Below are 25,502 nucleotides of genomic sequence, written 5' to 3' on the forward strand. Positions count from 1 at the left end.
GGTGGTCCTACAAGGTCTGTTCGTTCAGGAAGACCAAAGTGTTCTTATTTGAAAGCTCGGGAAAGTGACGATAACCAACATCAAACGCGGTGAGCCCGCTTACATCCTCGAGCTTGTTTTCTGCCATCCACCGCACCATGGAGCCGCGCGCCTTTTTGCTGGCGGTCGACCGTTGGATGGGCTTGCCGTTGCGGATACCCTCGCCAAAGAGGCATGTGACGGCCGTGGCGTCGCCCGCGAGGTGGGGCAGAACGGCTTTGGCATACTCTACGCTGGCGAGGTTGACGATCGTGGTGTTTGAACCTGCCGGGGCGATAGCCCGTGCGAGCTTGTCGCCCCAAAACGCGTAGAGGTCTCGGGTATCGTCGACGGCAAGCTTTGCGCCCATCTCCAGCCGATACGGTTCGACGGCATGAAAGGGGCGAACGCACCCGTAGAGGCCGGAGAGGATCCATAGATGGTCTTGCAGCCATGTGAGCTGCGCGGAATCCATCACCTCGGGCGCCATGCTCTGGTACTGAATGCCGTGATAGGACATGATGGCAGGGGAGATGCGGCGGGCGAGTGCGGGATTGTCGAGATCGCCGTTATTCAGGATGGGCCGGAACTCACGCAGGGTGTTGAGGCAAGGCCCCAGCAGTTTGTCACTCACGTTCCACAGCGCCTGCAGGCCGCCGCTGCCTTCATTCCGCTCGATATCTAGCAATGCGCGGTGGAGGCGAGCCGTCTCGTGCGCAAAGGGTGGAATGCCCTGGACTTCAAAAGCATCTTGGGCCGCGCGCATTTGCTTGGCGGGCGAAATGATGACCTGCAGCATGGACTCTCCTCTGCCAAAAAAAGAAGTTGCGGTGGAATACGGTCTGTTTTGGCCGTTTATGGGCCAGTCTAGTCCGTATTTCACCGCAACTGATGAAGGGTTGGTTAGGCGCGCTCGATGAAGGCCTTGTAGCCGCGATAGGCCTCGTAGATGTCGGCCTTGTTGGCGACCTCCCACAGGGCGTGCATGGACAGGACGGCAACGCCGGAGTCGATGACGTTCATGCCATACTTGGCCATGATGTAGGCGATGGTGCCGCCGCCGCCCGCGTTGACGCGGCCGAGCTCACAAGTCTGGAAGTCCACGCCCGCCTCGTCCATGATGTCGCGGACGAGGGCCACGTACTCGGCGTCGGCGTCGTTGGAGCCACCCTTGCCGCGGCTGCCCGTGTACTTGTTGAAGCACAGGCCGCGACCCATGAAGGCGGCGTTCTTGGTCTCGAACTTGCCGGCGTAGCCCGGGTCAAAGCCGGCGGACACGTCAGAGGAGAGCATGCGGCTGCGGGCGAGTGCGCGGCGCAGGGCCAGCGGGCTGCTCTCGCCGGCGAGCGTCATGATCTCGGCGACGGTGTTCTCGAAGAAGCGGCTCGTCATGCCGGTGGCACCTACGGAACCGATCTCCTCCTTGTCGACGATGAGTGTGATGCTCGTGCGCTCCACGTTGGCGACGTTGATCTGGGCGAGCATGGACGGATAGGCGCAGACACGGTCGTCGTGGCCATAGCCCAGAATCATGGAGCGGTCGAGGCCCATGTCACGGGCGGGGCCGGCGGGCACGACCTCGATCTCGGCGGAGAGGAAGTCCTCCTCCTCGACGTCGTACTGCTCCTTGAGGATATCCAGGAACATCTGCTTGACGGGCTCCTTGGGAGCGTCCTTGTCGTCCTCGTCAAACTTGACGGGGCGGCCGCCCACGATCACGTCGAGGATCTCGGCGTCGACGGCGTCCTTGGCGGGCTTGGCCATCTGCTCGCTCGAGAGGTGGATCAGCAGGTCGGAGATGGTAAAGACCGGGTCGTCGGCCTTGTCACCGATGTTGATGTCGACGGTGGTGCCGTCCTTTTTGCAGATGACGCCCACGAGTGCGAGCGGGGAAGCGACCCAGTGGTAGCTCTTGACGCCGCCATAGTAGTGCGTGTCGAGATAAGCCATGTCGCCGGCCTCGAAGGCGGGGTTCTGCTTGAGGTCCAGGCGCGGCGAGTCCACGTGGGCGCCCAGGATGTTAAAGCCCTGCTCGAGCGGGGCGGTGCCCAGGTTGACGAGCATGAGGTCCTTGCCGTGGTTGGCGGCGTACACCTTGTCGCCGGCCTTGAGCGCGCGGCCCTCGGCGATCACGGTCTCCAGATTGACGTAGCCCGCCTCCTCGGCCATCTTGATACCGGCCTTGACGCACAGGCGCTCGGTCTTGTTCTCACTCAAAAACTGCTTATAGCCGCGGCAAAGCTCCTCGAGCTCCTCGATCTGCTGTGGCGTGTACTTTTTCCATGCGCTGGGACGCTCCATGACGCAGGCTCCTTTCGGATCGATCGTGCTGGTTGATGTACCGTGAGCCATCGTATCACGCGCGGGCCCGCGGCGGCAGGGAAGCCTGATGTGCGGTGGCCGCGGGGCGGGGAGCGTGTAAACTGGTGTGAGCAAACCGTGCCCAGCCCAAAGCGAGGTATTCAATATGTCTGAAAAGCGCCGTACCTTTGCCGTCATCGACGGCAACTCGCTCATGCATCGCGCCTTCCACGCCGTGCCGCCGACCATGAACGCGCCGGACGGTCGCCCCACCAACGCGATCTTTGGTTTTCTGAACATGTTCCTCAAGATGATCGATGCCTTTAATCCCGACGGCGTTGTCGTGGCGTTTGACAAGGGCAAGCCGCGCGTGCGTATGGAGATGCTGCCGCAGTACAAGGCGCAGCGCCCGCCCATGGACCCCGACCTGCACGCGCAGTTCCCCATGATCAAGGAGCTGCTCGCCGCGCTCAACGTGCCCATTTTGCAGTCCGAGGGCTGGGAAGGCGACGATATCCTGGGAACCATGGCGCGCCTGGGCGAGGAGGCCGGCTGCGACATGCTGCTGGTGACCGGCGACCGCGACATGTATCAGCTCGTGACCGAGCACGTCAACGTGGTCTCGACTCGCAAGGGCCTGTCCGACGTGGCGATCATGACGCCCGAGAGCGTGGACGACCTGTATCACGGCATCACGCCGGCGCTCGTGCCCGATTTTTACGGTCTGAAGGGCGATACGTCGGACAACATTCCCGGCGTACCGGGCATCGGCCCCAAAAAGGCGAGTGCGCTCATCGCGCAGTACGGCAGCCTTGACGAGGTCATCGCGCATGCTGACGAGGTCAAGGGCAAGATGGGAGAAAACCTGCGCGCACACATCGACGACGCGCTGCTGAGCCGTAAGGTGGCGACCATCCGCACCGATGCACCCGTTGAGCTCGATTTTGAGGCGACGTCCTTCCCGGCGTTTTCCGCCGATGAGGTTTCCGCGGCGCTGGGCACGCTTGGTATCACCGCCATGCAGAACCGTTTCTTGGCGCTGATCGGCGGCGAGGGCGGGGCAGCTGCCAGCACGTTTGAGATTCCCGCCGTTTTGCGCGCAGCCGCCGGCGATGCTGGCGCGCTTGGTGCCGTTGCGGCTGAGGTCTCCCGCGTGATTGATGCCGGCGAGTGGGTCGCCGCCGTGGTGGACGATGACAAGGAAGAGGGCGCGCTCTTTGGGCTGACGCGCACGCTGTGGTTGGCGACGTCCAAGGGCCTGTTTGCGCTCGAGGAGGGCGACAGCGGTGCGGCGGCTGAGGTTGAGGGCTTCAACTTCGCCCACGGCGTGATTGCCGGCGTGCTCGCGCGTCTGTTTATGGAAGGCCGTGTGGCGAGCCCGGATATGAAGGCGCTTTTGCATGAGCTTTCGCCCATCGATTCTTCTGAGCTCGAGCTCATGGATCCGCTGGCAGTCGATTCCACGCGCATCTTCGATACCGTTGTTGCCGCCTACCTGTTGGATTCCGACCGCTCCGAGTTTGACGAGGTGTATCTGGCCGATACCTATCTGCAGATGGCGCTGCCTGCGGCGCGCGGCGCAGAGGGTGCTGGCGAGGACGCTCCTGCGCCCGCCGCTCGCACGGCGGCCTTGACGCTGGCGCTGGTTGCACCGCTGCGTGACCGCATGGCCCGCGAGAACGCCGCCAACGTGTTCGATGGGATCGAGATGCCGCTCGTGCCGGTGCTTGCCAAGATGGAGCGCGCGGGCATGCTCGTGGACCCCGACCGCCTGCACAGTCTGTCCGAGGGCCTGGCGACCCAGATTGCCGATGTCGAGCGCAGCATTCGCGACCTGGCCGGCGACGAGACCTTTAACATCGGCAGCCCCATGCAACTCTCGCACGTGCTGTTTGATGTTATGGGACTTCCGACCAAGGGCCTCAAAAAGACCAAGCGCGGCTACTATTCGACCAACGCCAAGGTGCTGAGCGACCTTGCCCGCGACCACGAGATCGTGCGCCTGATTTTGGACTGGCGTGAGAAGTCCAAGATTAAGTCGACCTATCTGGACACGCTGGGCCCGCTGCGCCGTGGTGACGGGCGTGTGCACACCACGTACAACCAGACCATCACCGCGACGGGGCGTTTGTCTTCGAGCGACCCCAATCTGCAAAACATTCCGACGCGCTCGGAGCTGGGGCGTACCGTCAAGACGGCGTTCTCGGCGGGCGAGGGCAGCGTCTTTTTGGCGGTGGACTACTCGCAGATCGAGCTGCGCCTGCTCGCGCATCTTTCGGGTGACGAGCACCTGGTGCGCGCCTTCAACGAGGGCGAGGACTTCCATGCCGAGACGGCCGCGCGCGTATTTGGCGTGCCGGTGTCCGAGGTGACACCCGACCTGCGTAGCCGCGCCAAGGCCGTGAACTTTGGCATCGTGTACGGCCAGCAGGCCTATGGACTGTCGCAGTCGCTGCACATCTCGATGGCCGAGGCGCGCGATATGATCGATCGCTACTACGAGGCCTACCCGGGCGTGCGCACGTTCCTCGACAATGTGGTGGCGCGAGCCAAGCAGACGGGCTATGCCGAGACCATGTATGGCCGCAGACGCCATATTCCCGAGCTCAAGGCCAAAAACCCACAGCTCCGCGGCTTTGGTGAGCGTACGGCCATGAACCACCCCATGCAGGGCACCGCCGCCGACATCATCAAGATCGCCATGGCCCGCGTAAGCCGTCGCTTGGAAGAAGAAGGCTTTGCCGCCCACATGATCCTGCAGGTACACGACGAACTGGACTTTGAGTGCCCCGTCGACGAAGTCGAGCGCCTCACCGCCATGGTCCGCGACGTCATGGAACACGTAGTAGACCTCCGCGTACCGTTGATCGCCGAAGCCAGCACCGGCATAACCTGGGCCGACGCGAAATAGGGAAGCACTCCGTAAGGCAAGCTCGCCCAAGACGCAAGCCCCCACATACTTAAGATTTGGGACAAACACTACTGATTAATTTGTCCCACAGTAACCAAAACAGAGGGGAGCCCCTTCCAACAAGGGGCTCCCCTCTGCTCAAATCATTTCAGCTAAGTATCTAGACACTCAAGACGCCATCTTGGCGGCAGGAAAGTAAACCTAGGACCTGGCCGGGCGGCGCGGATTAGTTTTTCGTAGATTCCGCACGAGCCGGAAAGCACTTAATGTGCTTTCCGAGCGAGCCCAGGACCTGACCGAACGAAAAACTAATCCGCGCCGCCCGGCCAGGTCCGACGAGCCACGTTACCGAGCCGCCAGGATGGCGTCGATGAGCGTCAGTACGCCCCCGTCGTTGTTGCTCGGAATGCGCCACTTGGCATGCGCGTTCATGTGCTCCTCGGCATTGTCCACGATAAAGCTATGCCCGACGCGCTCGAGCATGGGAATATCGTTGTAGGTGTCGCCCACGGCGGCGGCGTCGGCGATATCGATGCCCAGGTGGTCGCACAGGTGCGCGACGCCCGACCCCTTGTCGACGCCCAGGTTCATGAAGTCGATCCACTCGCGCCCGGCGTTGGTGACGTAGAGCTTGTCCGAGAACTCGGGGCTGTAGTCCTCGCGAAACGCTGGCTCGGCATCGTAGGCGGGGAAGAAGATCGAAATCTTGTTGGACTCGATATCAAGGCCCTCAAAGCTATCGACGTAGTTGATCGTGTTGTAGTACACGCTGATCTCGTCGTGGTACTGATGGTCGCGGGCGAGCACATAGAACTCGTCGTAGCAGCACAAGACGGGAACGGCACGCGGGTCCTCCGAGGCACGGGCGAGCACCTGCTGATACAGCGCCACGTCGATAGTGCTCTTATAGATATAGTTGCCGCGGTAGATAACGCACGCGCCGTTATCGGGGCAAAAAGCGATGCGGCTCTTGATGTCCTCAAACATCTCCTCGAGTTTGGGGGCGGGGCGTCCGCTGGCGGGGCAGAACACGATGCCAGCCTCGGCGAGCTTGTCCAGGCGCTCGTCGAGGCCCTGAGGCAGCACGCGCTCGTCGGTCAGTAACGTCTTGTCCATATCGACAGCGAGAATCTTAATGTTGCCGATGTTGGCGTCTGATTCGTAAGTCTGCATAAAACGCGCCTTTCGGTTTCCAGAATGTTTCGGGTGATTGACCCTCTACTTGATAGTCGGGCGTATTTTCGCAGGATTGGCGCATATTTGCATCATCATTCACAAAGTAATGAAAAAACTTTTCAGAAATTTGAATTTGTCGCTTGTACTGCGGGCACTTTAGCGTAATATAGCGACCATCGAAAACGGAGACGGAAATACAACCGCTTACCGAAGAAAAGGTACCGTTTACGATATTAGAATTGCGCCCGGCGATAGGTGAAAGGAGAGGCAGATGCAGTTCGTAAAGATCATCACCACTGCAGATAATGCCATCCGACGCCAGCGCGCAATTTCCCGACGACGATAACAATCGTCTCTGTTCGTATGGGGTGAAATGCCCCAACAGAGTCATTTTGAGGTCGTTGGGTTTTAGCACGATATAAACACATGTTTCTAGGGCATGCTGTGCTGCTTTTTGCTATTTAACCTGATATTGCACGGTTTTTTGACCTCGAAATGACTTGCAACTGACCGATGTTCTAACTAGCTACCAAGGGCGAAAGGAAACAGCCATGAGCAAGGAAAAAGTCGTTCTCGCATATTCCGGTGGTCTTGATACATCCGTATGTGTCAAGTGGCTCCAGGACGAGAAGAATCTCGATGTCGTTTGCGTCTGCGGCAACGTGGGCCAGGAGGAGACCGGCTTGGATGCCAAGAAGCAGAAGGCGCTTGACCTGGGCGTTCTCGATTGCCAGGTGCTCGACCTGCGCGACGAGTTCTCCGATGAGTTCCTGACTAAGGCCATCGCCGCAAACTCCATGTACGAGAACAAGTACCCGCTGCTCTCCGCGCTGTCTCGCCCGCTGCTCGCCAAGAAGCTTGTCGAGGTCGCTCACGAGTTTGGCGCGACCTACGTCGCCCACGGCTGCACCGGCAAGGGTAACGACCAGGTTCGTTTTGAGGCTGCCGTCAAGGCCCTCGACCCCGAGCTTAAGGTTATCGCCCCGGTTCGCGAGTGGGATCTGAAGTGCCGTCCCGATGAGGTTGCCTATGCTCACGCCCACAACGTGCCGGTTCCCGAGGGCGCCAACGACAACCCCTATTCCATCGACGACAACCTGTGGGGTCGCGCCATCGAGTGCGGTCACCTGGAGGATCCCTGGAACGAGCCGCTCGACGACGCCTGGGTTATGACCAAGAACCCCGAGGACACGCCGGACACCCCGACCTACACCGAGATTGAGTTTGAGGCGGGCAAGCCCGTCGCCGTCGATGGCAAGAAGATGAAACTCTCCGAGATCGTCATCGCCCTCAACAAGATTTCGGGTGACAACGGCTTTGGCCGTCTCGACCTGGTCGAGGATCGTCTGGTGGGCCTCAAGAGTCGCGAGTGCTACGAGGTTCCTGGCGCCCTGACGCTCATCACCGCCCACAAGGCGCTCGAGGACATCTGCGTCGAGGGCGACCTGCTCAAGACCAAGATTAAGCTCGAGCAGGATTGGGCCACCGCCGTGTACAACGGCCAGTGGTACAGCCCGCTCAAAAACGCGCTCGATGCCTTTATGGCCGACACCCAGAAGTTCGTGACCGGCACCGTCCGTCTGAAGTTCTTTAAGGGCAACTGCCATGTCGTCGGCCGCAAGAGCCCGTTTAGCCTGTATGACTACGGTCTGGCCACCTACGACCGCGACACTACGTTTGACGAGAAGGCCAGCGCCGGCTTTATCGAGATCGACACGCTGTCGCTCAAGACGTGGGCTAAGGTCCAGGGTCCCAGCTCTGCTGCAGCCCAGGCCTAAGGCTTCTCTTCCTTGGTATCCGCGCGGCCCATCCGCGTGATACATAACGGGCGCATGGGGTCCCTACCTTTCGTTATGCTTGCTGACACTTCTTAACATCGGTGGCCCCTACGTTCCGCCCGAATATATGACGCCGCGCCTGCGGCTGAGTCCGAGCCCCGCCGGGGTTGTCCGGCGGGGCTCTTTCTATCAATTTGAGGGCTTTACACTTTTATATAACCGAGGAGTATCCATTATGTTCAATGCGGTTGGCGGGAGTCGAAGGGCGCCAAGTGCCAGGTGCGTCACTTCTTTGCAAATTAGCTGCATGTTCCCGTGCACGGTGGGGAATGTGTAAGACTAGCGGTTGATAAATCGCTTTAGCGACAGGGTGCCTTGCTTTGGGCGCTTGTTTTGGGATTTGATGAAAGGGGACGGTTCCATGGCTCTTTGGGGCGGTCGTTTTGAGGCGGGAGTGGCCGAGGTCACGCAGGAGTTTGGCGCGTCGTTGCCGGTTGACAAACATCTCTATAAGCAGGATATCGCCGGATCTAAGGCACATGCCAAGATGCTGGCGGCCCAGGGCATTATCAGCGCCGAGGACGAGCAGGCGATTGCCGAGGGCCTGACCGGAATCGAACAGGATATCGATGCCGGCAACTTCACCTTTGATATCAACGACGAGGACATTCATATGTCCATCGAAAGCGAGCTGACGCGTCGTATCGGCGAGGCTGGCAAGCGCTTGCATACTGGGCGTTCGCGCAACGACCAGGTGGCGACCGATACGCGCCTGGGCGTCAAGGCGCTGGCCAAGGAGCTCATGGAGGCCAATCTTGAGCTGCGCCATGTGCTGGTGGATGCGGCCAAGAAGTACGACAAGGTGATTCTTCCGGGCTACACGCATATGCAGCACGCTCAGCCCGTGCTGCTCTCGCATCATCTGCTGGCGTATTCCTGGATGTTCGCGCGCGACTTTACGCGCCTGAAGGCCGCCTTTGATGCCGCTGACAACTGCCCGCTGGGTGCTGCCGCGCTTGCCGGTACGAGCTATCCGCTCGATCGCCAGATGACGGCTGCCGAACTTGGCTTTGCGGGCGTGATTCCCAACTCGCTCGATGCGGTTTCCGACCGTGATTTCCTGCTCGATCTGCATTACGCCGGATCCGTCATGGCGATGCACCTGTCGCGTCTTTCCGAGGAGATCGTGCTGTGGTCGAGCTCCGAATTTGGCTTTATCACGCTTTCAGACTCCTACTCCACCGGCTCGTCTATCATGCCGCAGAAGAAGAATCCCGACTTTGCCGAGCTTATCCGCGGTAAGAGCGGTCGCGTGTACGGCAACCTGGTGCAGCTGCTGGTAACCATGAAGGGCCTGCCGCTCGCTTATAACAAGGACTTGCAGGAGGACAAGGAGGGCGCGCTCGATACCGCTCACACGCTCATGCAGTGCCTGTCCGTTATGGCCGGAATGATTTCGACCTGGACCGTCAACGAGGATGCCATGGCGCGCGAGTGCGGCGTGGGGCACCTTGCCGCCACCGATGTTGCCGATTACCTGGCAAAGCGCGGTCTACCGTTCCGCGAGGCACATGCCGTGGTGGGGCACCTGGTCCTGATGTGTGAGAAGCGCGGCTGCAATCTTGAGGACCTGCCGTTTGAGGTGTTCCAGGAGGCAAGCCCGCTCTTTGAGCGCGATATTACCGAGGCGCTCGATATCCCGTCGATTGTCGCCGCGCGCACGACCGAGGGCGGTACCGCCCCTGCCGCCGTTGCCGTGCAGCTGCAGCGTGCCGAGGCGCAGCTCGTGGCCGACGAAGGCGTGTTTGGATCGCTAACCAAGGTTGTCGAGATGGGTCACGGGGCAAAGTAGAGGTTTGGCTGAAGACGTATTGTCCATTTATTGATAAATCGTTTTAGCTTTACGGGCGTCTGCTGATGCGGGCGCCCCTATTTTGCTGCTATGGGGGAGGGGCTTGTCGAGAACTTCTGTAGGACCTTTGGGCAGGTTGTGAAGGGGGTACGTTCGCGGGTGGCAACCGACCGCCCGCTCTGTTCCATGTGGTTGATGAGCGGTCGGATGGTACTCTAATCGGGCTTCGAAACAGAAGTGACACATATGGAGCGCTTTAATAAATTGCAGCGTTTCAATAAACAGCTTTTTGTTTAACTGCAGCTAAAACTCTGTTACGATGCAGTCCAGGCGGGTGCCGGAATGGGACTTGGGCACGCGCGAACCTACTTGAAAGGCTACCTTATGGCTATCGAGAAGACCTTCATCATGATTAAGCCCGACGCGGTGCGCGATCGCAAGATCGGCGAGATCGTTGCTCGTATTGAGCGCAGCGGCCTTGTCATCGAGCGCATGGAGATGACCACGCTCGAGCGCGCTACCGTCGAGGAGCACTACGCCCATCTGGCCGACAAGCCCTTCTTTGGCGGTCTCTGCGACTTTATGACGAGCGGTCCGGTCGTCAAGATGGTCGTTTCTGGTCTCTCCGCTGTTTCCAAGATGCGCACCCTTATGGGCGCTACCAACCCGCTTGATGCTGCGCCCGGCACCATTCGCGGCGACTTCGCTGTCGATGTCAACGCCAACGTGATCCACGGCTCCGACTGCCTGGAGAACGCCGAGATCGAGATCAAGCGCTTCTTTGGCTAAACCAGCTTTGACTCCTTAAAGCTGTTAGCGTGTGGCTTGGGCGCCGCGGAATTCCAACCGCGGCGCCCTTTTATTCCGGTAGATTTTTGGTAAACGCATAGAAAACTACTAAAGAGCCCCCGTCCGGATGTTTCTTCCGGGCGGGGGCTGGCGCTAGCGTATGGCTTTGTAAGTCTTTAGGCCTCGTCGACGATCTTAAGGCCGCGCGTGTGGTCGATCTCGTTGAGGAGGTTAACGCGACGCTCGTGACGGCCGCCCTCAAACTCGGCGTCGAGCCACTCGTCGACGATCATCTTGGCGAGCTCGGAGCCAACGACGCGGGCGCCAAAGGCGAGCACGTTGGTGTTGTTGTGCATGCGCGAGAGCTTGGCGCTGAAGGGCTCGGAGCACACGACGGCGCGTACGCCCTCGACCTTGTTGGCGGCCAGGCTGATCCCGACGCCGGTGCCGCAGATCAGGATACCCAGGTCAACGTCGCCGTTGGCAACGGCCTTGCCCACTTTGTAACCGGCGATGGGGTAGTCGAAGCTCTCGGAGGTGTCGGTGCCAAAATTCACGACCTCGCAGCCGCGCTCCTTCAGGTGCTCGGAAATGATGTTCTTGAGCTCGACGGCGGCGTGGTCGTTACCGATACCGATCTTCATGGATGGTTCCTCTCTGGTCTGTGCGGCGCAAATGCTAAAGGTGTTTACCGCGTTCGACTGCATGATAGCGCGACTTTTGCGTAAACGCTCGGGCGTTTTTTGGTCAAACGCTTTAGCAGGCAACAAGACTAGCTTTTCATGAATGAATGCCGTCAGATTGCGCTTGAACGCCGTCCGCCGGAACCGTGGTTGCGGTTTTTGATGCATTGTTATCAAATAAAGGAGCCAACTTTTTTGAGAGTCCAGCCCGTTATGCAAGCAGGAGATACCTATGCCTACCGATTCCATCCGTGATGCCGCGTTTTGCGATGTTTTGAACCGCGAGCTTGTCTGTGCACTCGGCTGCACCGAGCCCATTGCCGTTGCCTATGCAGCGGCGCTGGCGAGCCAGACGCTCGGTTGCGAACCCGATCATATGGATGTTGCCTGCTCGGGCAACATTATCAAGAACGTTAAGAGCGTGACCGTGCCCAACTCGGGCGGTATGCACGGTATTGAGGCCGCGGCCGTGCTGGGTGCCGTGGGCGGCGACGCTAAGAGCGCGCTCGAGGTGCTCGAGAGCGTTAACGATGAAGACCGCGCTCGCGTGGCCGAGCTCCTCGCCGACGCTGGCTACTGCGATGTGTCGCTTGTCGAGGGTGTGCCCAACCTCTACATCAAGGTGACTGCGACGGCCGGGGGCCATACCGCGGTCGTCGAGATTACCGATCACCACACTAATGTCACGTGCCATACGCTCGATGGTATTCCGGTATGCGGCAAGTCGGCGGGGGAGTGCGCCGCCTGCGCCGAGCGCGTGGTGGCCGAGCGTGCGGCAGATAACGCCGATACGCCCATGTCCATTGATTCCATCATCGACTTTATCGAGGACGGTGACATTGAGGGCGCCCGCGCTGCCGTTGAGCGTCAGATTGAGCTGAATGGCGCAATCAGTGCCGAGGGCCTTGCGCACGCTTGGGGCGCCGAGGTGGGTCGTACGCTGCTGGGTGCTCGTGCCGATGACGTCGCCTGCCGTGCCCGTGCCCGTGCGGCCGCCGGGTCCGACGCCCGCATGAACGGTTGCGCGCTGCCGGTCGCCATTGTGTGCGGCTCGGGCAATCAGGGCATTACCTGCGCACTGCCCGTCATGGAATATGCCGACTACCTGCGCTGCGACCACGAGCGTCTGGTGCGCGCCGTGATACTGTCCGACCTTATTGCCGTGCACATCAAGAGCTATATTGGTGCGCTCTCGGCGTTTTGCGGTGCAATTTGCGCCGCGTGCGGTGCCGGTGCCGCAATTACCTGGCTGTGTGGTGGCACGCGCGAGCAGATTGGTGCTACGGTCTCCAATACGCTCGGTAACGTGGGCGGCATCGTGTGCGATGGCGCCAAGGCAAGTTGCGCCGCCAAGATTTCGGCTGCCGTCGATGCGGCGATCCTGGGCCATGATATGGCCATGCAGGGTCGCGGCTTCCGCGCCGGCGAGGGCCTGATCCAAGATACCGTTGAGCAGACAATCGCCAGTATGGGCTACGTAGGCCGCGTGGGCATGAAGGACACCGACGTCGAGATCCTCAACATCATGATCGGCAAGACTCGAGTCTGTTAGGACAATTCTTCCGCTACTTGGTGTTCGTAGAAGGCTTCTACTACGGCGTTAAAGTCGCGGGCGAAGCCTTCCATGGTTCCGCGCCAGGTGACTCGGTTGGGCTTGCCCTGGCCTACATAGGCAGTCTGAATGCCGCAGGCGGGGCTAGGGAAGTCGCGTTTGGGATCGTTGCCCACCATAAGGACCTCGTGCGGTTCGAGCCCCATCACCTGAAGCTGCTCTAGATAGTAGGTGGCATCAGGCTTGCAGCGGGTGGCGTTTCCCATGTGCGTGACGAGCTCAAAGGGGGCGTCGGCCAGGTCGCCCCAACCCATGCGGCACTCGATGGCCCCCTGCGGAAAGCTGGGGTTGGTAAAGAGCGCGCAGCGCAGCCCTGCGTCCTGTACGGCCTGGAGCGCGGCGTGTGCGCCCGGCATGGCATGGGCGTTGATGAGTTCGTCATTCTTGTACGGAAGAACTTCGCGGTCGTAGTAGGTAAACGCCTCGTAGATAAGTGGGTCCGAGAGGCAAATCCCGCATCGGCGCTCGACCTCTTCTTGGTAAAACTCAAGATTGGTGCGGTTGTCCGTGCCGCTGCGGCGATTGGCGTTGAGGTCGACCAGGATGGTGCCGAGGCGTGCCATCGTGCCACCGCGGCTGCGGCGCCCGATATCCGCGAGCATCGAAGAGACATCCTTAAAATAGCGAAGGATGAACGCGTTGAGGTTGATGCTAAGAAGCGTTTCGTCCATATCGAAAACGACTGCTTTGAGCACGCGGGCACCTTTCTCGAAAAATCGATCTAGAATCGTTGGCTCCGGATACTTTACCCCAAAGCCGAATGCCTGGCTGGTTATCGTCAAGTTGCGGAGACGTGTGTTCATAAGATTACGAAAAAGTCTCCACACGAGTAAAAAATCGCAGTTCGCGCTTGAAATCGAAGTGATTTCCCCGTAATCTATACGGACGTGATTGCATAAGCGTCACATCAGTATCTGTCGGCTCCCGAGTGTTCCTAAACGTTGTGTGCTTGTCGCACCCTTCTGTAGGTCCTAGCAATCGGGGCCCCGTAGTTCGAAAGGGGTCCACCTTTGAGTGAGATTCAGAACTCGTCCATTTTCTCTCTTGACGATGTCAACGAGGAGGAGATGAACAACCTCATCGACGGTACGATTACCGACTTTGATGAGGGCGATCTCGTTAACGGCACTGTCGTTAAGATCGAGCATGACGAGGTGCTCGTTGACATCGGATTTAAGTCCGAGGGCGTTATCCCGGTCCGCGAGCTGTCCATCCGCAAGGACGCTAACCCTGCAGACATCGTTGCACTCGGTGATCCCATCGAGGCCCTCGTTCTCCAGAAGGAGGACAAGGACGGTCGTCTGGTCCTGTCCAAGAAGCGTGCCGAGTACGAGCGTGCTTGGAACCGCATCGAGGAGAAGTTCAACTCCGGCGAGAACGTCGAGGGCGAGGTTATCGAGGTTGTCAAGGGCGGCCTGATCCTCGACATCGGCCTGCGTGGCTTCCTGCCCGCTTCCCTCGTCGACCTCCGTCGCGTCAAGGACCTCACCTCTTACATGGGCACCCGCATCGAGGCCCGCGTCATCGAGATGGACCGCAACCGCAACAACGTCGTCCTCTCCCGTCGCGTCGTGCTCGAGGAGTCCCGTAAGGCCGAGCGCTCCGAGATCCTGTCCAAGCTCAAGTCTGGCATGCGTCTCCAGGGCACCGTTTCCTCCATCGTCGACTTCGGCGCCTTCGTCGACCTCGGCGGTATCGACGGCCTCATCCACATCTCCGAGCTCTCCTGGAACCACGTCAACCATCCTTCCGAGGTTGTCAAGGTCGGCCAGGAGGTCGAGGTCGAGGTTCTCGACGTCGATCTCAACCGCGAGCGCATCTCCCTGGGTCTCAAGCAGACCACCGAGGATCCGTGGCGCGCACTGGTCAAGAAGTACCCCGTCGGCGCTATCGTCGAGGGCACTGTGACCAAGCTTGTCCCGTTCGGCGCTTTTGTCGACCTGGGCGAGGGCATCGAGGGCCTGGTGCACATCTCCGAGATGGCCAACAAACACGTCGACCAGCCTTCTCAGGTTACCCACGTGGGCGACAAGGTTCAGGTCAAGGTCATGGAGATCGACCTCGACCGTCGTCGTATCTCCCTGTCCATGAAGTCCGCTGCTGAGACTCTGGGCGTTGAGATCGAGGTTACCCCGCTGCCTTCCGAGAAGAAGGACGAGGAGACCGACGCCGAGTAAATCGGTTTGACGATCACTTGTTTTAAGGGATCCGTCCGTAATGGACGGGTCCCTTTTTGCATTTGCTGCTGAGGTGCGCGATGTCGTCCGCGCGCAATGCTGCCGGGCTGTCCACAGGCTATTGGGTTTTCGGTGCATGAAAAAATGCCGACATCCCGCCTCGGGGAGGAGGCGGGAACGCACCGAGTAGACGGAGGGGTGCGGAGCGCGGTCGCGTCTCGACTGACGACGTTGCCCATCGACGGAACTATTGTAGCGCATGGGTGGTTCTTGGTTTATCGTGTCGAACGCTTGTGTTGTGCCATTGCCTGCGGCAACGGTGTGCTACACTCTTGCACTGCTGAGTGGGCCAGACGGTCGCGCGATGTGCTGCTTGCAGCACGCGTGAGGAAAGTCCGGGCTCCAGAGGGCGGGATGCCGGCTAACGGCCGGGCGGAGTGATCCGACGGAAAGCGCCGCAGAAAAGAAGACTCCCACCTGCGCCGCAAGGCGTAAAGGGAAAAGCTGAAACGGTGGTGTAAGAGACCACCAGCGTCGTGGCAACACGGCGGCTTGGCAAGCCCCATCCGGAGCAAGCGCGAATAGGAACGCTATGGGCCGGCCCGGTCCGCGTTCGGGTAGCGTGCGTGGAGCTGCATGGTAACGTGCAGACAAGATAAATGACCGTTCACGACAGAACCCGGCTTATCGGCCCACTTGGCACTTTGTTGACGCTGCGAACCCGTCAGCGCGGCAATCTGCCTTTCAAACCTTCGGGCATGACCATAAGGTCAATGCCCTCGGCTTTCAAGGCACCTTGCTCGCGCTGACGGGTTCTCGCTTTCGTTGACGGAATCATCGGCGTTGCCATTCTTTTTACTAGGGTTATCGTATTATTGAGGCTGTTTGTTGCCGCGCTTAGTTTTGTTGAGGGGCTTTGTTGGACAGCTATTTTACTCTGCAATCAAATATTGAGGCTTCGGGCGAGTTTGTGGACCGCAAGAGTCGGTTTATTGCCCAGCTGATCCATATTGAGTCCGAGGATGAGGCGAATGCCTTTATCGAGATGGTTCGCAAGCGTCATTACGACGCTCGACACAATGTTCCCGCGTGGATTTTGGTCGATGGACGCGAGCGCCAGAGCGATGACGGTGAGCCGAGCCGCACGAGCGGTATGCCGACACTCGAGGTGCTGCGCGGCGCAGAGCTCAAAAATGTTTGCTGCGTGGTGACGCGCTATTTTGGCGGCACGCTGTTGGGGCCTGGTGGCTTGGTACGCGCATATACCGCGGCGACGCAGGTGGCGGTGGCCGCGGCTCAGGAGGCCGGGCAGATCGTCGAGATGACGAGCGTCGTGCCGGTTGATGTGCGTGTGGCCTATCCGCAATACGAGCAGGTGCTTCGTTTGGCGCAGGATTCGGGTGCCAAGGTTTCGGATACCGATTACGCGGATGCCGTGACGATTCATTTAGTGTTTAAAGCGGGGGAGCAGGAGCCGTTTTGCGCTAAGATGCGCGAGCTTATGGCGGGGCGTGAGGAGATTGAGGTCGGCGCTCCCGAATTTGCCGAGTTCTAACGGCGACGGCCGGCGTGCTTTTGGATGGATCTCAAGCGTGCCGGCCGTCGTTTTCTGTTGCTACCGTTTACTCGGCGAGCTGCTTTAGCATATCGCAGGCGATCTCGACGGCATCGTCGATGCAACCGGGGCAGCTGCGGAGCGGACCCTTATCCGATCCGACGCCCTTGAGCGTGCCGCAGACGGTCGTCGTGTTCTTCTCGCCAAAACGCTTGGCGATTTCGCGCGACAGCTTGTAGGTCTGGCCCTTGGTCTTGGGGTTTTCCATGCCGTCGCTCATTACAAAGCCCATGATGGCCACGGCGCCCGAGATGGCGCCGCAGGTTTCGGTCATGCCGCCCATGCCGGCGCCAAAGCCCTCGGTGAGGGTAAAGGCGACCTGGGGGTCGAGCCCGACGGCGGGCGCGAGCGTGCAGGCGACGGCCTGCGCGCAGTTAAAGCCGCGGGCGTGGTATTCGGCAGCCTGAGCCTGGCAGGTGGCAGTGTTGAGCTGAGTGGTATCAATCTGCTTCATCCGTGTCTCCTTGATTGCGGTGTACCCGCCTATGGTACCCTTGCTGGCGCATTCGCTTATCGAGACCGCAGTGCATATCTCATTGTTTTTCGCCATCGAACACTTTCTTAAGATTTGGGACAAATAAACCTGATTAATTTGTCCCATAACCTATCGGCGGGATGGGTTGAGAGGGGTGCGGGGTAGCGGTATCGTGAACCGAATAAAAACAAAACCCAAGTAAGGGAGTTGGATATGAGCGAGCAGACCATCGGTACTACATGTGTTCAGGGCGGCTATCACCCGGGCGACGCGGAGCCGCGCCAGGTGCCCATCTACCAGTCCACCACGTGGAAATACGACACGTCCGAGCACATGGGCAAGCTGTTTGACCTGGAGGAGTCGGGCTACTTCTACAGCCGTCTGCAGAATCCCACGTGCGATCTGGTTGCCGCCAAGATCTGCGAGATGGAGGGCGGCACCGCTGCGATGCTCACGAGTTCGGGCATGGCCGCGAACTTCCTCGCGATCTTTAACGTGGCCGGTGCCGGCGATCACGTGGTCGCGAGCTCTGCTATCTACGGCGGTACGTATAACCTGCTCGCCCACACCATGGGCCGCATGGGCGTGACTTGCACGTTTGTCGCCCCCGACTGCACCGATGAGGAGCTGGAGGCAGCCTTTGAGCCCAATACCAAGCTCGTCTTTGGCGAGACGATTGCCAACCCCGCCCTTGCCGTGCTCGATATTGAGCGCTTTGCCAAGGCCGCGCATGACCACGGCGTGCCGCTGATGGTCGACAACACCTTCCCGACGCCCGTGATGTGCCGTCCCTTTGAGTGGGGCGCCGACATCGTCACGCACTCTACCACCAAGTACATGGATGGGCATGCGGCCTACCTGGGTGGCGTGATCGTCGATCACGGCCAGTTTGACTGGATGGCCCATGCAGGCAAGTTCCCGGGTCTCACCACGCCCGACGAGAGCTATCACGGCGTGACCTATGCCGAGAAGTTCGGTCGCGAGGGTGCCTTCATTACCAAGGCAACCGCTCAGCTCATGCGCGACCTCGGCCCCATGCAGAACCCGCAAGCGGCGTTTTTCCTGAACAGCTCGCTCGAGAGCCTGCATGTGCGTATGCCGCGTCATTGTGAGAACGGCCTTGCCGTTGCCAAGTTCTTGCAGAGCCATCCCAAGGTGCGCTTTGTGAGCTATCCGGGCCTGGAGGGCGATAAGTACTATGACCTGGCTCAGAAGTACATGCCCAACGGTACCTGCGGCGTCGTGAGCTTTGGCTTTAACGGTGGTCGCGCGGCGGCCGAGACCTTTATGAAGAGCCTTAAACTCGCCCAGATCGCCACGCATGTGGCCGATGCTCGCACCTGCTGCCTGCATCCCGCTAATGCCACGCATCGTCAGATGAACGATGAGGAGCTCATCGCCTGCGGCATCTCCGCCGACATGGTGCGCCTGTCGTGCGGCCTCGAGGACACGGCCGATCTGATTGCCGACCTTGAGCAGGCGCTCGAGCAGTGCTAGGCTAGCTTCTTGTATGAAGCGACGGAGCCTCTTGGGGTTCTGTTGACATATAGTTCCGATTCCGTAGGCGGGGCCCCAATCGCGACTGTTCGCAGGCGATTGGGGCCCCGTTTTTGCGTTGCACCACTCGAAAGGATGGATATGGAGAAAACTGCAGAGCAGCTGCGCCGCGAGCACATTGCCCTAGAGGGCGACACCCATGGCAAGAACAAATGGGCGATTCTGTTTACGGTGCTCATCATGACGTTTATGGTGTGTCTGGATTCGACCGTCGTGACCGTGGCGCTGCCCGTGATGCAGAAGGAGCTGGGCGTGGGCCTCGATCGCATTCAGCTGGTAAGCTCGGTGTATCTGCTTGCGACTTGCGTGGCTATGTTGCCGTTTGGCCGTCTGGGCGACGTGCGCGGCAAGGTGAATGTGTTTCAGCTGGGCGTCATCGTCTTTACGGTCGGTTCGCTGCTGTGCGGCCTTTCGGCCTCGCTCGAGGTTCTTATCCTGGCACGCATTGTTCAGGGCGTCGGTTGCGCGGCGGCCATGGCTAACAACATGGGTATCATCACCGAGTCGTTTCCGGCGCGCGAGCGCGGTCGTGCCATGGGTATTCTCGCGACCTTCGTGGCCCTCGGCATGATGTGCGGCCCCGTGCTCGGCGGCATGCTGGTGGCAAGCTTTCCCTGGGAGAGCATCTTCCTCATCAACCTGCCCATTGGCGTCATCTCGTTTATCGTGGGACTCTATACACTACCGCATGTTAAGCCGGAGGCCGGCGAGCGCCCCATGTCCCTGATCGAGGCCGCTCGTCGCTGCTTTGCAAATTCGGCCTTCACCATCAACCTTGCTTGCATGCTCATCGTGTTCGTTGGTATTGGCGCATCAGAGTTTATCCTGCCGTTCTATTTTCAGGACGCCCACGGATTTGGTTCCGACATTTCCGGATTGCTCTTTTTGGCGCTGCCGATGGTGAATGCCTTTATCGGCCCGCTTTCGGGTACGGTTTCGGACCGTGTTGGCTGCGAGGGTCCCACGGCGGTCGGCCTAGGCGTGTACGTATGCGGTCTTTTTGCGGTAAGCACGCTCGACGAGTACTCTTCCATCCCTGTGATCGTGTGCTGCGTCGCGTTTATGTCGTGCGGCACGTCGATTTTCCAGAGCCCCAATAACTCGCTGTATATGGGCTCGGCTCCGCGCGAGGCACTCGGCTTTGCAGGTAGCTTGGGCAGCTTGGCGCGCTATGCGGGCATGGCGCTGGGTATTACGGCAGGTTCGCATACCCTCTATGGGCAGATGAGCGTAGCGATGGGCGAGGCCGTGACCAGTTTTGTTGCAGGCCGTCCGGATGTATTCCTATTCGGCTTTCGCTCGGTGTTCTACGTGCTTATGGCTGTGGCCGCTGTGGGCTTTGCGCTTGCCATGGTGCGTTTGGTGAAGATGCGCGCCCGCCATTAGCGTGTTGGGAGGCTGTCTGCCACGATTCGCGCCGTCCCAAAAAGACTGGTTTGTGGTGCGATGCGGCTTGTGGGGCGGGCGGGGGTCGGTCCGTGGTAGACTATCGAACAACGTTTATTAATCGCGCGGTATCCTTGCCGCGAGAAGGGGTTGCGCCATGCAGGAGCTTGAGGATCGTATTCGCCATGACGGCATCGTAAAGGCCGGTAACGTCCTTAAGGTTGATGCCTTCCTCAACCACCAATGCGACGTTGAGCTGTTCGACCACATGGGCGCCGAGTGGGCCCGTCTGTTCGAGGGCGTCGAGATCAACAAGATCCTGACGATCGAGGCTTCGGGCATTGGCATGGCTTGCATTGCAGCCCAGCATTTTGGCGGCGTGCCGGTGGTCTTTGCCAAGAAGGCACAGTCCATCAACCTCGACGGCGAGCAGTATGCCACGACCATCTACTCCTTTACCAAGCAGAAGGAGTACCCGGTCATCGTCGGCAAGCGCTTCCTGTCCGAGGGCGATAAGGTCCTGATCATCGACGACTTTTTGGCCAACGGCTGCGCGCTCGAGGGTCTTATCAAGATCTGCGAGGCTGCAGGTGCCGAGGTATCCGGCATTGGCATTGCGGTGGAGAAGGGCTTCCAGGGCGGTGGCGATAAGCTCCGCGAGCGCGGCTTCCGCGTTGAAAGCCTAGCCCGTATCGCCGATATGGACTGCGATACCGGCGAGATCACCTTCGCCTAAGCGCGCAACACAAGCGATTGGTATGCGATGTGACAAAGGGACTTTCCCTTTGTCACATTTTTTATGAGGGGAGGTGTTGATATGGATGAGAACAAGATGGGATGGCGCGAGTATGCGCGCTATGCCGCGATGGCGGCCGAAGAGTTGGCGCGCGATTGCGAGGTTCAGGTGTTTCGCGCGACGGGTCCGGGCGGACAAGGCGTGAACACGACGGACTCGGCGGTGCGCATGAAGCACGTGCCCACAGGGATTACCGTGACGGCGCGCGAGAGCCGCAGCCAGTTCCAAAATCGCGCGAGCTGCCTGCGCAAGCTGCGCGCCGAGCTCGAGCGTCGCGGGCGTCCACCGCGCCGACGCGTAAAGACCAAGGTGCCCCAGCGCTCTCGCCAGCGCAGGCTCAATGACAAGCACTTCAACGCCATTAAAAAGGCCAACCGTCGCAAGCCGGGCAGCGACGAGTAGTCGTTTGTTCCACTGGCCTTGCTAGCGGGTAGGGTGCCAAACTTGGAGAGCGCTGCCGAGGACGTCGACCTCGATGCGCGAGGCGACAACGGGCTCGCCGTCGGCCTGGATGGGGTAGTCGGGCCCCTCAAAGGTGAGCTCGGCATGGCGGCAGCGGCGCATGCGTACCGGCGGAAGCTTGGTGTGGTGGCCGTCTTTGGCCGAAAGGAACATAGGCAGGGCAACCGCGCGAGGGACGGGGCCACAGGCGTAGCAGACGTCGAGTATGCCATCGCAGGGATCGGCATCGGGGCAGATGCGATAACCCGAGCCATACGTGGGGCCCAGCTGAATCGCCATGATGATCGCCCTCACGCGCTCGGCGGGCGCGCCGTCAAAACTGACCGTCATGGGGTAGTTGCGATAGCGCAGGCCAAACTGCTCAAGTCCCGAAAGGGTGTAGAGCGGAGCGCCCGTCAGGCCGGTCTTTTTGCGCAACTCGGTGGTGCCCAGGCCGATGGCGGCATCGATGCCGACCGAGAGCGTCTGGTCGTAGTACTCAACCGAAGCCTCGCCGCTTCCGCTTGCGGGGTTCCATGAGCGAATGCGCCCGATATCCTGGTGCTGCAGCTCGCAGGTGAGCAGCGCGCCAAAATCCTTACCGGAGAAATCGTCGATTCCGAGCGTCTGGGCAAAATCGTTGCCGGAGCCCACGGGCAGGACGGCAAGGGCGGGACGGATGGCCTCTTCCTGCGCCATGAGCCCATTGACGACCTCGTGGATCACGCCGTCGCCGCCAAGGGCGATAACGGTGCGGTATCCCTGAGCCTGTGCGGCAAGCTCCTTGGCGTGCCCCATGCACTCGGTCAGCACTAGGTCAAACTGGGACGTGCGCGCCGTCATGTCCAAAAAGCGTTGCAGGCGCTCGGCAACCTCGCGCGCGGCGCCCGACTGGGCGACAGGATTGGCGATGATGATCGTGCGACCAAAGTCAGTTGCGTGCATGGGGCGACTCCCGGCGTGTGGCATGACGGTGCGGTCGCGCTCGGGTCGAATTGCCCCCGATTGTGGCTGCACGGCGATTACTTACGTCTACTCTATCAGGTCGTTGTGGCGCTCGATAGCCTCTGCCACCGTTCCGCCCTCGTCCACGATAAGCGAGCGGCGCTTGGGCGACACGATGCGCTGCGCGGGGTACACGCCACGGTGGCCGCCGACGAGATAGCTAATAAACGAGACGATGACAAAGAAGCCCGCGGCTGTTCCGTGGAACAAGTCGATAGCCATCATGCAGGTGGTGATGGGCACGTTGAGGCCGGCACAGAAGACGCCGAGCATGCCGAGGGCCGCCATAAAGCTCGGATCGAGTCCAGCGAGGCAGCCAATCCATCCGCCGAGCGCCGCACCGATGCCAAACAGGGGCGTGACCTCGCCGCCTTGGAAGCCGGCACCCAGGGTGAGCGCCGTTACGACGAGCTTGATGGCGGCGTCGGCGAGGGTGGTGGTGCCGGCAAACCCGGCGCCCGAAAGCCACGTGGAAAGGCCGGCATACTCCCACGCGTCAAGCAACGCATAGGCCGCAAGCACCACGAGTGCGCCGACGAGCGCACGGACGAGATAGTTGGTGATAAAGCGCGCGTACAGGTTCTTGACCGTGCGGACCGACCAGGCAAAGAGGCGCGCCGTCAGGCCAAAGACAATGGCTCCGATAACGACGATGGCAACCGTTCTGGGTGTCATGTCGGGAACGCTGGCGATGACGTTGCTCTCGTACTGGGTTCCCAGGGCGAGTGACGTAAAGTAGCCGGTAAACGAGGCGACGAGGCAGTAGAGGCCCGCGGTGTAGTCGATTTTGCCGATAAAGCACATCTCCATACCAAAGAAAGCCCCGGCGAGAGGTGATCCGAACACGGCGCCAAAGGCAGACGAGATACCGGCGAGCATGAGGTCGTGGTGGTCGTGCTTTTTGAGATGGGCAAGGCTCGAGACATTGCTGGCGATGGTACCGCCGATCTGCACCGCGGCGCCCTCGCGGCCAGCCGAGCCGCCCGTCAGATGCGTGAGCGTGGAGCACACAAACGTGAGGATGGCCATGCGCGCATGGATGAGTCGTGTGCCCAGGGCAGAGTCGATGACCAAATTGTTGCCGCGTTTGGCAGCAAGGCCGTGGTTCTTGTAGACCCACGCGGTGGCCACGCCCACGACGGGGAGCAGGGCGTAGATCCACGCATGGCTCTCGCGATAATCGGTCGCAATATCCAGTGAGGCCAAAAACGCCCAAGCGGCAACGCCCATGGCGAGCGAGACGACAACGACGAGCGCGAGCAGCTTGGCGCTCGCGAGCATGTTGTGGGCATTGCGGCGCGTGTCGGCGGCCAAGAGCTGTTCGGAGCGGGTGAGCTGGTTGCGACCGCTGATGATCAAGTCGGTCGGAGAGAAGGACCTGCCGTCTGTGTCCTGACGGGTGTCATCAGACGGGTCGAGTGTATTTTCACGTTTATCGATAAAAGCCATAACGTCCTCTTTTTTGTTGCGATGCATGCATTATAAGACGGCACCCCGTGCCTTAAGGCAATTGACAGGTTTCGGTTCTGTTACGAAAGGCGCATGGCCGACAGGTGTATTTGCCGTTGCGGGCCATGTCTTGAGCGGGCAGCGGGGGATTATACTGAACCAAACATAAAGAATCGGCGCCACTGTTGCGCGCCGTGGCATGTAAGAGGTGTATATGGCTAAGACGCTCATCCCGCTGGAGGACGCGCAGGCAATCGTCCTTTCGCAGGTGCGCAGGACCGAGCTCGTCGAGATCCCGGTTTGGCAGGCGGCCGGTCTTCCCCTGGCTGAGGATGCCACGGCCGATATCGATATCTCGCCGTTTGCCAACAGCGCCATGGATGGATATGCCGTGCGTGCCGACGACCTCGCCAAAGCGTCCTCCGATACGCCCGTGACGCTTTCCGTCGTGGGGCACGAGGCGGCGGGCCATGTGTTTGAGGGCGCGATTGGCGCGGGCGAGACCGTCCGTATTATGACGGGTGCACCGGTGCCCGAAGGTGCGGATGCCGTTGTGAAATACGAGGTCGTCGAGGTGCTCGACGGCGACGGCAACGAGGGCTCACACGTGAGCTTCTCGGCACCGGCTAAGGTGGGGGAGAACGTTCGAGCTGCAGGCGAGGAGGCCCATGCCGGCGATGTTGTGATGCACGCTGGCGAGGTTGTGGCCCCGGCCGGCGCCGGTTTGCTGGCGAGCGCCGGTTACGCGAACGTTAGAGTGCACGCCGCCCCGCGTGTGGGCGTTATCTCGCTGGGCACGGAGCTGGTCGCGCCCGGCCAACTGCCGGCGCGTGGGCAGATTCGCGATTCCAATTCCTCGGCGTTAATGGCCGAGGCACTCGATGCTGGGGCCGACCCGGTGTTCTACGGCTTTGCGCCCGACGACGAGCGGGCGATTGCCGAGCTGGTGCACCGCGCCGCGCAAGAGTGCGATTTTGTCATTACGAGCGGTGGCGCCTCTGCGGGCGACTACGACTACGTGACGGCGCTGGTTCGGCGCGAGGGCGAGGTGCTGTTCGATCGCATTTCGTTGCGTCCCGGCAAGGCCATTACGTTTGGCCTGCTCGGCGGCAAGCCCTATCTGGGGCTTTCGGGCAACCCCGCGGCGGCCTATGTGGGCTTTGAGATGCTCGCCCGCCCGGCGATTCGCAAGATGCGCGGCTTTGCCGAGGGTGCGCGTCCCGTGCAGCAGGCGGTTCTTACCCACGGCGTGAAGAAGCGACAGGACCGACGCTTCTATGATCGCGCCACGGTTGCGCGCGATGCGCAGACGGGTGAGCTTACGGTCACCGAGGCGCACAGCCAGAACTCGGCGCTGCTCGGAACCATGCAGCGTGCGAACTGCCTGTTGCGCATCAACGAGGGTCCGTGCGATCTTGAGCCGGGCGACGTCGTGGATGTCGTCCGAGTCGATCTGCCCGAGGGCACCGTGCTGTAGGAGG

20 protein-coding genes, 1 other RNA gene and 1 pseudogene are annotated in these 25,502 nt (G+C 60.4%); 13 read left to right on the forward strand and 9 right to left on the reverse strand.

Translation table 11 applies throughout. The features are described from left to right. Positions 1 to 7: 7 nt before the first annotated feature. Positions 8 to 817 (reverse strand): YaaA family protein, encoded by an 810-nt coding sequence (locus DXA43_RS04945; protein WP_117806430.1) that lies wholly within the window; start codon positions 815 to 817, stop codon positions 8 to 10. Positions 818 to 921: 104 nt separating this feature from the next. After that, on the reverse strand, positions 922 to 2,319 hold the full coding sequence (locus DXA43_RS04950) for an aminopeptidase (protein WP_117806431.1): 1,398 nt from the start codon (positions 2,317 to 2,319) through the stop codon (positions 922 to 924). Positions 2,320 to 2,485: 166 nt separating this feature from the next. Between DXA43_RS04950 and polA the strand changes: the two genes are divergently transcribed. After that, positions 2,486 to 5,230, forward strand: a complete 2,745-nt coding sequence (gene polA, locus DXA43_RS04955; RefSeq protein ID WP_117806432.1) for a DNA polymerase I — start codon at positions 2,486 to 2,488, stop codon at positions 5,228 to 5,230. A 345-nt stretch (positions 5,231 to 5,575) separates the two neighbouring features. Here polA and DXA43_RS04960 read toward each other — a convergent pair whose 3' ends face one another. Continuing rightward, positions 5,576 to 6,403 (reverse strand): Cof-type HAD-IIB family hydrolase, encoded by an 828-nt coding sequence (locus tag DXA43_RS04960; protein ID WP_117806433.1) that lies wholly within the window; start codon positions 6,401 to 6,403, stop codon positions 5,576 to 5,578. Further along, on the reverse strand, positions 6,363 to 6,797 hold the full coding sequence (locus DXA43_RS10365; protein WP_147344721.1) for a hypothetical protein: 435 nt from the start codon (positions 6,795 to 6,797) through the stop codon (positions 6,363 to 6,365). Before DXA43_RS10365 ends, DXA43_RS04960 begins: the two co-directional genes overlap by 41 nt. Positions 6,798 to 6,957: 160 nt before the next feature. On the opposite strand from DXA43_RS10365, the gene DXA43_RS04965 reads away from it, so the two are divergent. The 3 genes from DXA43_RS04965 to ndk all read left to right on the forward strand — a co-directional run bounded on the left by DXA43_RS04965 (position 6,958) and on the right by ndk (position 10,825). Then, positions 6,958 to 8,184: an argininosuccinate synthase gene (locus DXA43_RS04965; RefSeq protein WP_035138001.1), complete on the forward strand. Its 1,227-nt coding sequence runs from the start codon at positions 6,958 to 6,960 to the stop codon at positions 8,182 to 8,184. A 421-nt stretch (positions 8,185 to 8,605) separates the two neighbouring features. Further along, complete coding sequence (gene argH / locus DXA43_RS04970) at positions 8,606 to 10,036, forward strand: argininosuccinate lyase (RefSeq protein WP_117806434.1); 1,431 nt, start codon at positions 8,606 to 8,608, stop codon at positions 10,034 to 10,036. 384 nt (positions 10,037 to 10,420) lie between these two features. Beyond that, positions 10,421 to 10,825 (forward strand): nucleoside-diphosphate kinase, encoded by a 405-nt coding sequence (gene ndk / locus DXA43_RS04975; protein ID WP_055251725.1) that lies wholly within the window; start codon positions 10,421 to 10,423, stop codon positions 10,823 to 10,825. 176 nt (positions 10,826 to 11,001) lie between these two features. On the opposite strand, the gene rpiB is transcribed toward ndk, so the two are convergent. Continuing rightward, complete coding sequence (gene rpiB / locus DXA43_RS04980; protein WP_035138007.1) at positions 11,002 to 11,469, reverse strand: ribose 5-phosphate isomerase B; 468 nt, start codon at positions 11,467 to 11,469, stop codon at positions 11,002 to 11,004. 271 nt (positions 11,470 to 11,740) lie between these two features. Between rpiB and DXA43_RS04985 the strand changes: the two genes are divergently transcribed. Continuing rightward, entirely contained in the window at positions 11,741 to 13,060 is a 1,320-nt protein-coding gene (locus DXA43_RS04985; protein ID WP_117806435.1) for a serine dehydratase subunit alpha family protein, read from the forward strand. On the opposite strand, the gene DXA43_RS04990 is transcribed toward DXA43_RS04985, so the two are convergent. Continuing rightward, positions 13,057 to 13,815 (reverse strand): HAD family hydrolase, encoded by a 759-nt coding sequence (locus DXA43_RS04990; RefSeq protein WP_117806436.1) that lies wholly within the window; start codon positions 13,813 to 13,815, stop codon positions 13,057 to 13,059. The genes DXA43_RS04985 and DXA43_RS04990 overlap by 4 nt on opposite strands. 315 nt (positions 13,816 to 14,130) lie before the next feature. Between DXA43_RS04990 and rpsA the strand changes: the two genes are divergently transcribed. From rpsA to DXA43_RS05005, 3 genes are all read left to right on the forward strand, one after another. Beyond that, positions 14,131 to 15,297: a 30S ribosomal protein S1 gene (gene rpsA, locus DXA43_RS04995; RefSeq protein WP_022095232.1), complete on the forward strand. Its 1,167-nt coding sequence runs from the start codon at positions 14,131 to 14,133 to the stop codon at positions 15,295 to 15,297. A gap of 341 nt (positions 15,298 to 15,638) precedes the next feature. Further along, an RNA gene (gene rnpB / locus DXA43_RS05000) (RNase P RNA component class A) lies at positions 15,639 to 16,000 on the forward strand. 213 nt (positions 16,001 to 16,213) lie between these two features. Next, entirely contained in the window at positions 16,214 to 16,852 is a 639-nt protein-coding gene (locus DXA43_RS05005; protein ID WP_199580529.1) for a YigZ family protein, read from the forward strand. A 67-nt stretch (positions 16,853 to 16,919) separates the two neighbouring features. Here the strand turns inward: DXA43_RS05005 and DXA43_RS05010 are convergent, their stop codons facing one another. Further along, positions 16,920 to 17,366, reverse strand: coding sequence for a C-GCAxxG-C-C family protein (locus tag DXA43_RS05010; protein WP_117806438.1), 447 nt, complete (start codon positions 17,364 to 17,366; stop codon positions 16,920 to 16,922). Between the two features lie 234 nt (positions 17,367 to 17,600). On the opposite strand from DXA43_RS05010, the gene DXA43_RS05015 reads away from it, so the two are divergent. From DXA43_RS05015 to DXA43_RS05030, 4 genes and pseudogenes are all read left to right on the forward strand, one after another. Continuing rightward, positions 17,601 to 18,884, forward strand: coding sequence for an O-acetylhomoserine aminocarboxypropyltransferase/cysteine synthase family protein (locus tag DXA43_RS05015; protein ID WP_117806439.1), 1,284 nt, complete (start codon positions 17,601 to 17,603; stop codon positions 18,882 to 18,884). Positions 18,885 to 19,025: 141 nt separating this feature from the next. Next, a complete protein-coding gene (locus DXA43_RS05020; RefSeq protein WP_117806440.1) occupies positions 19,026 to 20,330 on the forward strand; it encodes an MFS transporter in 1,305 nt (434 codons plus the stop codon). A gap of 157 nt (positions 20,331 to 20,487) precedes the next feature. After that, positions 20,488 to 21,066: a xanthine phosphoribosyltransferase gene (locus DXA43_RS05025; protein ID WP_117765859.1), complete on the forward strand. Its 579-nt coding sequence runs from the start codon at positions 20,488 to 20,490 to the stop codon at positions 21,064 to 21,066. 153 nt (positions 21,067 to 21,219) lie between these two features. After that, positions 21,220 to 21,528 (forward strand): annotated as a pseudogene (locus tag DXA43_RS05030) (peptide chain release factor-like protein); the annotation flags it as partial. A 21-nt stretch (positions 21,529 to 21,549) separates the two neighbouring features. Here the strand turns inward: DXA43_RS05030 and DXA43_RS05035 are convergent. Beyond that, a complete protein-coding gene (locus tag DXA43_RS05035) occupies positions 21,550 to 22,512 on the reverse strand; it encodes a diacylglycerol kinase family protein (RefSeq protein ID WP_117806441.1) in 963 nt (320 codons plus the stop codon). An 87-nt stretch (positions 22,513 to 22,599) separates the two neighbouring features. Beyond that, complete coding sequence (locus DXA43_RS05040; RefSeq protein ID WP_117806442.1) at positions 22,600 to 24,021, reverse strand: chloride channel protein; 1,422 nt, start codon at positions 24,019 to 24,021, stop codon at positions 22,600 to 22,602. Between the two features lie 214 nt (positions 24,022 to 24,235). Here DXA43_RS05040 and glp point away from each other — a divergent pair, with 214 nt between their 5' ends. Further along, complete coding sequence (glp, locus tag DXA43_RS05045) at positions 24,236 to 25,498, forward strand: gephyrin-like molybdotransferase Glp (protein ID WP_117806443.1); 1,263 nt, start codon at positions 24,236 to 24,238, stop codon at positions 25,496 to 25,498. Positions 25,499 to 25,502: the final 4 nt, after the last annotated feature.

The sequence above is a fragment of the Collinsella sp. OF02-10 genome (genome assembly GCF_003463445.1).
Taxonomy (GTDB): domain Bacteria; phylum Actinomycetota; class Coriobacteriia; order Coriobacteriales; family Coriobacteriaceae; genus Collinsella.

What these genes read in the sequence shown, in the direction of transcription:
- DXA43_RS04945 (WP_117806430.1), bottom strand. Translation starts at nt 817, where the DNA reads ATGCTGCAGGTCATCATTTCGCCCGCCAAGCAAATGCGCGCGGCCCAA.
- DXA43_RS04950 (WP_117806431.1), bottom strand. Translation starts at nt 2,319, where the DNA reads ATGGAGCGTCCCAGCGCATGGAAAAAGTACACGCCACAGCAGATCGAG.
- polA (WP_117806432.1), top strand. Translation starts at nt 2,486, where the DNA reads ATGTCTGAAAAGCGCCGTACCTTTGCCGTCATCGACGGCAACTCGCTC.
- DXA43_RS04960 (WP_117806433.1), bottom strand. Translation starts at nt 6,403, where the DNA reads ATGCAGACTTACGAATCAGACGCCAACATCGGCAACATTAAGATTCTC.
- DXA43_RS10365 (WP_147344721.1), bottom strand. Translation starts at nt 6,797, where the DNA reads ATGACTCTGTTGGGGCATTTCACCCCATACGAACAGAGACGATTGTTA.
- DXA43_RS04965 (WP_035138001.1), top strand. Translation starts at nt 6,958, where the DNA reads ATGAGCAAGGAAAAAGTCGTTCTCGCATATTCCGGTGGTCTTGATACA.
- argH (WP_117806434.1), top strand. Translation starts at nt 8,606, where the DNA reads ATGGCTCTTTGGGGCGGTCGTTTTGAGGCGGGAGTGGCCGAGGTCACG.
- ndk (WP_055251725.1), top strand. Translation starts at nt 10,421, where the DNA reads ATGGCTATCGAGAAGACCTTCATCATGATTAAGCCCGACGCGGTGCGC.
- rpiB (WP_035138007.1), bottom strand. Translation starts at nt 11,469, where the DNA reads ATGAAGATCGGTATCGGTAACGACCACGCCGCCGTCGAGCTCAAGAAC.
- DXA43_RS04985 (WP_117806435.1), top strand. Translation starts at nt 11,741, where the DNA reads ATGCCTACCGATTCCATCCGTGATGCCGCGTTTTGCGATGTTTTGAAC.
- DXA43_RS05010 (WP_117806438.1), bottom strand. Translation starts at nt 17,366, where the DNA reads ATGAAGCAGATTGATACCACTCAGCTCAACACTGCCACCTGCCAGGCT.
- DXA43_RS05015 (WP_117806439.1), top strand. Translation starts at nt 17,601, where the DNA reads ATGAGCGAGCAGACCATCGGTACTACATGTGTTCAGGGCGGCTATCAC.
- DXA43_RS05020 (WP_117806440.1), top strand. Translation starts at nt 19,026, where the DNA reads ATGGAGAAAACTGCAGAGCAGCTGCGCCGCGAGCACATTGCCCTAGAG.
- DXA43_RS05025 (WP_117765859.1), top strand. Translation starts at nt 20,488, where the DNA reads ATGCAGGAGCTTGAGGATCGTATTCGCCATGACGGCATCGTAAAGGCC.
- DXA43_RS05035 (WP_117806441.1), bottom strand. Translation starts at nt 22,512, where the DNA reads ATGCACGCAACTGACTTTGGTCGCACGATCATCATCGCCAATCCTGTC.
- DXA43_RS05040 (WP_117806442.1), bottom strand. Translation starts at nt 24,021, where the DNA reads ATGGCTTTTATCGATAAACGTGAAAATACACTCGACCCGTCTGATGAC.
- glp (WP_117806443.1), top strand. Translation starts at nt 24,236, where the DNA reads ATGGCTAAGACGCTCATCCCGCTGGAGGACGCGCAGGCAATCGTCCTT.